This is a genomic window from Flavobacterium geliluteum (assembly GCF_017948595.1).
GTDB classification, from domain to species: Bacteria; Bacteroidota; Bacteroidia; order Flavobacteriales; family Flavobacteriaceae; genus Flavobacterium; species Flavobacterium flavipigmentatum.
Map to the genome: position 1 here is coordinate 61,229 of NZ_JAGFBV010000027.1, position 7,279 is coordinate 68,507.

Annotated in this window: 5 protein-coding genes; 3 read left to right on the top strand and 2 right to left on the bottom strand. The window is 35.5% G+C overall.

What is annotated here, in order from left to right:
- Positions 1–86: 86 nt before the first annotated feature.
- Positions 87–2,411, top strand: a complete 2,325-nt coding sequence (metE, locus tag J3495_RS15420) for a 5-methyltetrahydropteroyltriglutamate--homocysteine S-methyltransferase (protein ID WP_210667436.1) — start codon at positions 87–89, stop codon at positions 2,409–2,411.
- An 82-nt stretch (positions 2,412–2,493) separates the two neighbouring features.
- On the opposite strand, the gene J3495_RS15425 is transcribed toward metE, so the two are convergent.
- The gene (locus tag J3495_RS15425; protein ID WP_236025481.1) at positions 2,494–4,542 is read right to left on the bottom strand and encodes an insulinase family protein; all 2,049 of its coding nucleotides are present in this window, start codon (positions 4,540–4,542) and stop codon (positions 2,494–2,496) included.
- Between the two features lie 12 nt (positions 4,543–4,554).
- Positions 4,555–5,877 carry a M16 family metallopeptidase gene (locus tag J3495_RS15430; RefSeq protein ID WP_210667437.1) on the bottom strand — a complete coding sequence of 441 codons (1,323 nt, stop codon included), beginning with the start codon at positions 5,875–5,877 and terminating at the stop codon, positions 4,555–4,557.
- Positions 5,878–6,149: 272 nt separating this feature from the next.
- On the opposite strand from J3495_RS15430, the gene rplU reads away from it, so the two are divergent.
- Together rplU and rpmA are read left to right on the top strand one after the other, a co-directional pair.
- Positions 6,150–6,587 carry a 50S ribosomal protein L21 gene (rplU, locus tag J3495_RS15435; RefSeq protein WP_210667438.1) on the top strand — a complete coding sequence of 146 codons (438 nt, stop codon included), beginning with the start codon at positions 6,150–6,152 and terminating at the stop codon, positions 6,585–6,587.
- A 24-nt stretch (positions 6,588–6,611) separates the two neighbouring features.
- Entirely contained in the window at positions 6,612–6,872 is a 261-nt protein-coding gene (gene rpmA, locus J3495_RS15440; protein ID WP_035685981.1) for a 50S ribosomal protein L27, read from the top strand.
- Positions 6,873–7,279: the final 407 nt, after the last annotated feature.

The window sequence follows — 7,279 nt, forward strand, 5'->3', positions numbered from 1 at the left end:
TAATTTTAATTACTTAAATAATAGTCAAATATAAGTTTTATAATCTAAAGAGATAAATTTGTTCAGTAAAAAATACTGTTATAAAAATGAAAACTAATAATTTAGGCTATCCTAGAATTGGAAGCACCAGAGAATTAAAAAGAGCCAGTGAATTGTATTGGGCAGGAGAAATTTCGGCAGAAGAACTTATCGAAGTTGGAAAAGAAATTCGCTGTCAGAACTGGAAATTGCAATCGTTGGCGGGAGTAGATTTAATTCCGTCTAATGATTTTTCATTCTACGATCAGGTACTTGACCTGACTTTGACTTTAGGAGCGATTCCTGACCGTTACAACGAATTTGCCAATACAAATTCGTCTCTCGATTTGTATTTTGCAATGGCGAGAGGTGCTCAAAAAAACGGTCAGGACGTTGTGGCTATGGAGATGACAAAATGGTTTGACACCAATTATCATTATATCGTACCCGAGTTCACCAAAAATCAGAAGTTTGCGCTGTTTTCAGAAAAAATAATTAACGAGTTTAAAGAAGCAAATGCTATCGGAATTGTGACAAAGCCTGTTTTGATTGGTCCAATTTCGTATTTGCTTTTAGGAAAAGAAAAAGAAGAAGGTTTTCATAGAATTGATCTTATTGATGAATTACTTCCTGTTTATTTTGAAATTTTCGAAAAACTTCAAGCCGAAAATGTAGCGTATATTCAGTTCGATGAGCCCTTTTTGGCTTTAAATTTAACAGACAAAGAGCGTAAAACTTTCACGGAAGTGTATAATGAAATTCACATACGTTTCCCGAAAATAAAAATCATTCTGGCTAATTATTTTGATTGTTTTGGCGAAAATTTAGAAACTGTTTTGGCTTTACCAGTTCACACTTTGCATTTAGATTTGGTACGTTGTCCTGCGCAGTTGGATGATATTTTAGAATCAGCTCAGTTATCTCCTTCAGTTAGCCTTTCTTTGGGAGTGGTTGACGGAAGAAATATCTGGAAAAATGATTTTAAGCATTCATTAGCATTGATTCAAAAAGCAACAGCAGCTTTAGGCGAAAATAGAGTTTTTGTGGCGCCATCTTGTTCTTTAATTCATAGTCCGTGTGATTTGGACTTAGAAACCAATGAGGCCACATTGAATCCTGAAATCAAGCAATGGATGGCTTTTTCGAAACAAAAAATAAACGAAATTGTACTTTTAAAACAATTTGCGTCTAATGAAGTAGATACTAAAACATCTGCTGAGTTTCAAGAAAACACCAGTGCCAATGACAACCGTAAAACATCAAAATTAATTCATAATAATGAAGTTAAAAATCGTGTTGCGGGCGTTACTTCTGCTGATGATCAGCGAAAAAATGTTTTTGCTGTTCGAAGAAAAACTCAGGCAGAAGTTCTTAATCTACCGTTGTTTCCAACTACAACAATAGGCTCTTTTCCGCAAACTGTAGAGGTAAGAAGCTGGCGTGCAAAATTAAAAAAGGGAGAATTAACGACACAGGAATACAATGATTTGATTAAAAAAGAAACCGAAGCTACAATTCGTTTTCAGGAAGAAACAGGTATTGATGTTCTCGTTCATGGAGAATTTGAACGCAACGATATGGTTGAATATTTTGGCGAACAATTGGCCGGTTTTACGTTTACCAAAAATGGATGGGTGCAAAGTTACGGCAGTCGTTGTGTAAAACCGCCCGTAATTTACGGTGATGTTTCGAGACCAAACCCAATGACTGTAAAATGGTCAGAGTATGCGCAATCTTTGACAAATAAGTGGGTAAAAGGGATGCTTACCGGGCCTGTAACTATTTTGCAATGGTCGTTTGTACGTAACGATCAGCCGCGTTCGGTAACGTGTACGCAAATTGCTTTGGCGATTCGTGACGAGGTTGTTGATCTGGAAAAAGCCGGAATTAAAATCATTCAGATTGATGAGCCAGCGATTCGAGAAGGATTGCCATTGCGTAAAGAAGAATGGGCCAATTATTTAGATTGGGCGGTAAAAGCTTTCAGGATTTCGGCTTCAGGTGTTAAAGATGATACGCAAATCCATACACACATGTGTTACAGAGAATTTAATGACATCATTCAGAATATTGCTGATATGGATGCAGACGTAATCACGATTGAGTGCTCGCGTTCTCAAATGGAATTGTTAGACGCTTTTGCGAATTTTAAATATCCAAACGAAATTGGTCCGGGAGTGTATGATATTCACTCGCCTCGTGTTCCTTCGAGCCAGGAAATGGTGCGATTGTTAGAAAAAGCTTCGGCGGTTGTTCCTGTCGATCAGTTATGGGTAAATCCAGATTGCGGATTAAAAACACGTCATTGGGAGGAAACCAAAAAAGCTTTGGTAGAAATGGTTGCTGCTGCGCAACAGATGAGACTTACTGTTGAAAATACAGTAGAAATTTAGTTTTTTTTATTTTAATTTTTGTTTTTTTAAATAATGAAGGCTATCAATTACGATAGCCTTCATTTATTTTAGAAATATTTTATTATTGAAAATCGGCATCCGAAACCCCTTCGTTGATTTTGATATCAGACATTTTAATATCCAATTCAAAACCTACATTTTGTACAATATTAAAAGGAACTTTTACTCCTTTTACCTCTTTGTAATCATTGAAGTTGGTGATTTGAGTCATCGATTGTCCGCCTTGTTCTCTTACTTTCGACTCGGCAACTTTTAAACCTGATTTTACATCATAAAAATAAGCCGTTTTGCCATCTTTAATAACATACGCATCATTGCCGTTTACCGCTTCGATTCTGTCTACTTTCAGGTCGGTTCTTTTACTTAATTGTAATTCTTCAAACGGAGTGGCGCTGGCTTTCATTTCGGCAAGATCAGCTCCTTCTAAGTTTTTGCGTTGTCCCTGCTGCTCAATATAAGCACCTTTTTCGTTTACCACTTGTTTCATCAAAGCCATAGTGCCCATAGAAAGTGAGATCATCATTTTCCCTTTCGAATCTAATTTAGAAACAAAACTCAAAGGAGTAGGTGCTTGCGGAATTGTAGTCGAACCTGTCATTGACAATGTTTTGGCAGCCGAAACCGCTTTTTCTCCACCAATTGCTTTAATGTAATTGTCTATTACACTTTTTGCAGTTATTCCCGCAGGAAGTTCTTTTTTGGTCACTGGTTTTTCTACAGGATTTCCGTATTTATCGAAAAAGAACAATGGAATTTGAGTTTTCTCCAAACCGGCAATTACTTCTGAACCTTTTCCGGCAATTACAATTCTCATGTTGTCCAGTAAGAAATATTTGTTGGCAACGCGATAAATGTCCTCAGGAGTTACATTATTTACGGTCTGAATGTATTTTTCGTAAAAATCTGCCGGAAGTTTTTCTGTCTCTATGTTAAGGGCATAACGCGCAACAGTTTGTGGTTTTTCAACTTGCATCACAAATCTTCCAATGTAACCAGCTTTTACATTTTTCAAAACTTCTGGGTCAACTTTGTCCGTTCTAATGCGTTTGATTTCTTTTACAAATTCAACTACTGCACTATCTGTAACGGCGTTTCTCACGGCAGAAGTTGCTTTAAAAGTAGTTACATATTTTCCGCTTCCTATGCTGGATCTTGCTCCGTACGTCCAGGCGTGCTTTTCGCGTAAATTCATGTTCAAATAACTATTAAAATCACCACCCAAAATTTGATTTGCAATTACAGCAGGAAAAAAATCAGGATCGCTCATTTTTAAATTTACAGTATTGACCAATGTAATCTCAGACTGCACAGCGTTTGGAACATCGACAAAATCAATCTGAAGTTTGGATACATTTTCAGGATTTGGATACGTGCTTTTTGGAGCAGTTTGTTTTTTCCATCCGCTAAAAAGTTTTTCTACAGCTGCTTTTGTTTCTTTAAATTTAATGTCTCCAATAACCACCAAATAAGCGTTTTCGGGAACAAAATAGTTGTTATAATTTGCTTCAACATCAGCAAGAGTAACATTTTTTAAGGTTTCTTCCGATATAAATTCTCCAGATGGATGATTTTTTCCAAAAGCCAAAACGTCTACAACACGGTTGGCAATTGCAGGAACGCTTTTTTCGTCTGCTTTTAGTCCTTCAATTAATTTGGCTTTTTCTTTATCAAATTCTACTTGCGTGAAATTAGGCTGCAAAGCTCCTTCGGCCAAAAGTTCTAAAACACGACCAGAATATTTAGAAAGCGAACTGGCAAAAGCTCCATTAGAGCTAAAATTGATATTTGCTCCGTAGAAATCAATCTCTTCGTTGAAGGTTTCTTTAGGTGTTTTTTTTGTTCCATTGCCAATAAGGCTGCTGGTCAGTTCATCAACTCCTTTTTTATTTCCTTCTGTAAAAGGTGCGTTGTCCAGAGAAAGATTAAAGCTTACTCGTGGTAATTTATGGTTTTCAACTATCAGGACTTTCATGCCGTTTGCCAAAACAAAAGTTTGTGGTTTTTTGATGTTGACCACGGGAGAATTTCCTGGTTTAGGTTGCGGACGATCTTGTGCTAGCATACTTCCTGTTACGAATAAAAGGATTAAAATTGTGTGTATTTTTTTCATGATTCGATACTCTTAGTTTTGAACTTTTTTTGAAGGAACATAATCTAAAATTAAACGCTGATTAGGGTTTAAGTACTTCTTGGCAACCTCTCTAATCTCTTCTCTTGTAATAGAATGATACATATCAATCTCTGTATTGATGAGGTTTACGTCGCCATAAAGCATATAAAAAGAAGCTAGATTTTCTGCAATTCCTTCTACGGTAGAGTTAGCATTCACAAAATTATTATCAAATTTATTTTGTAATTTTTCGTAATCTTTTTCAGAAATCAAATCGGTTTGAATTTTTACAATTTCTTCATCCATTTCTTTCAAAAGGTCTGATGATGTGTAGGTTCCCATTGGTAAACCGTATAAAATGTACATTCCGTAGTCTTCCTGACTAAATCCGACGGCTCCAATTTGAAGCGCCATTTTTTTATCATCAACTATTTTTTTGTACAATTTAGAGCTTTTTCCATCACTCAGATAAGAAGAGATTAAATCCAAAACTCTGGCATCTCTTGTTTTCATTGATGGTGTTCTGTAAGAAGCCACGACCATTGGAATTTGAATATTAGGATCTTCGTAAGTGGCTTTTATGGTTTGCGTAATGGGTTCTTCTACGAAAGTTTGTTTTTTAACTTCTTCTCCTCTCGGAATTGAACCAAAATATTTCTGAATCCATTCTTTGGCTTTTCCTTTATCAAAATCACCTGCTACTACCAAAACTGCATTATTAGGTGTGTAGAATTTTTTATTAAAGGCTTGAAATTCTTCCAGAGTTGCAGCATCCAAATCTTTCATAGAACCAATAGTGGTCCAACGATAAGGGTGTTTTTTGAACATGTTTTCTTTTACAACCGGCAAAATATTCCCGTAAGGCTGATTGTCGTAACGTGTTCTTTTTTCTTCTTTAACAACTTCATTTTGAGTATCAACACCAATTTTGTTGATCACCGGATGTAGCAATCGCTCCGATTCCATCCAAAGGCCAAGCTCTAAGCTATTTGATGGAAAAACTTCGTAATAATAGGTTCTGTCATCTGAAGTGTTGGCATTATTTACTCCTCCATTAGCTGTTACGATCTTAAACCATTCGCCACGTTTTATGTTTTGAGTTCCTTCAAATAATAAATGCTCGAAGAAATGTGCAAAACCTGTTCTGTCAGGACGTTCGTCTTTTGAGCCCACATGATACATTACAGAAGTAATTACTACTGGAGCAGATGGATCGTTGTGCAAAATAACATGCATGCCATTGTCTAAATTATATTCGTCAAAAACTACTTTTTGAGCATTGGCTACTCCGCCGAGCATGAGTGCAACACTTAACATCATTATTGAATTTTTCATAAAAGATTAATAATTTTTAGTTACCTGACAATAGGTAGCCAATAGTGGGTTATAGTTACATCAAAAATAAGTTTTTTTAATTATTATTTAAAGAATGCTACTCGTTTTTTGAGTATTTTAACAATCTTTTACTTCGAAACGTGATTTTGATAGTGGTTAGAAAGCTTGAAAAACAGCGCTTAAAGAGAAAAAAATAAATTTGAAGTAAGAGATTGCACAGTAAATTATTAATTGTATATTTGCAACCTTAAAAATCAATAAATCAATTTGGTATGTATGCAATCGTAGAGATAGCAGGGCAACAATTTAAAGTAAGCAAAGACTTAAAGGTTTATGTTAACCGTTTGACTAACGAAGAAGGTTCAAAAATTTCTTTTGACAAAGTTCTTTTATTAGACGATAACGGTAGCGTAACTTTAGGCGCCCCAGCTATAGAAGGTGCTTCAGTAGAAGCTAAAGTGTTACAACACTTAAAAGGAGATAAAGTTATCGTTTTCAAAAAGAAAAGAAGAAAAGGATACAAAAAGAGAAATGGTCACAGACAATATCTTACTCAAATTGTAATTGAAGGTATTACTGCAGCAGGAGGAACTAAAAAAGCAGCAGCTAAAAAAGCAGTTGTAGCAGAAGAAGCAGCTACTGAAGAAGTAGAAGCTCCAAAAGCAAAAAAAGCAGCTCCAAAAGCAAAAAAAGAAGCTACTAAAGAATAATAACAATATTTAAACTCATACGTCATGGCTCACAAGAAAGGTGTCGGTAGTTCGAAGAATGGTAGAGAATCAGAATCAAAACGTTTAGGCGTGAAGATTTTTGGAGGTCAAGCTGCTATTGCTGGGAACATCATCGTTAGACAAAGAGGTTCAAAACACAATCCAGGTGAAAATGTTTACATCAGTAAAGATCACACACTACACGCAAGAGTAGCTGGTGTTGTTAAGTTCCAAAAGAAAAGAGATAACAAATCTTATGTATCTATCCTTCCATTCGAAGCATAATCATTAGATTACTTATTACAAAACCCGTTCTGAAAAGAGCGGGTTTTTTGTTTTCAGGCTAAACCATTTGAAGAAATTTAAACCATATAAGTTGTATAAGAGAGTTTAAGTTTGATTTTTATGTGTAATGTTTCTTTTTTTGTCACGAGGAACGAGGGATCTCCGTAAGTAGCTCGACAATCTAAGTAATTCTTTGTGTTAGTTTCTTGTGGAGATTCCTCCTTATTGGTATGGCAAGATTATCTAAAGCTAAATTCATAAAAAAAACCTGCTCGATTATGGAGGGCACTGAAAAACATCCCTTATTTTGATCAGGTTTATTTTTTAGACAATAAAAAAACGCTTATAACAGGACTTTAAAAAATCCGCTATAAGCGTTTTTCGTTTTATAACTGTTTTTGATTTGA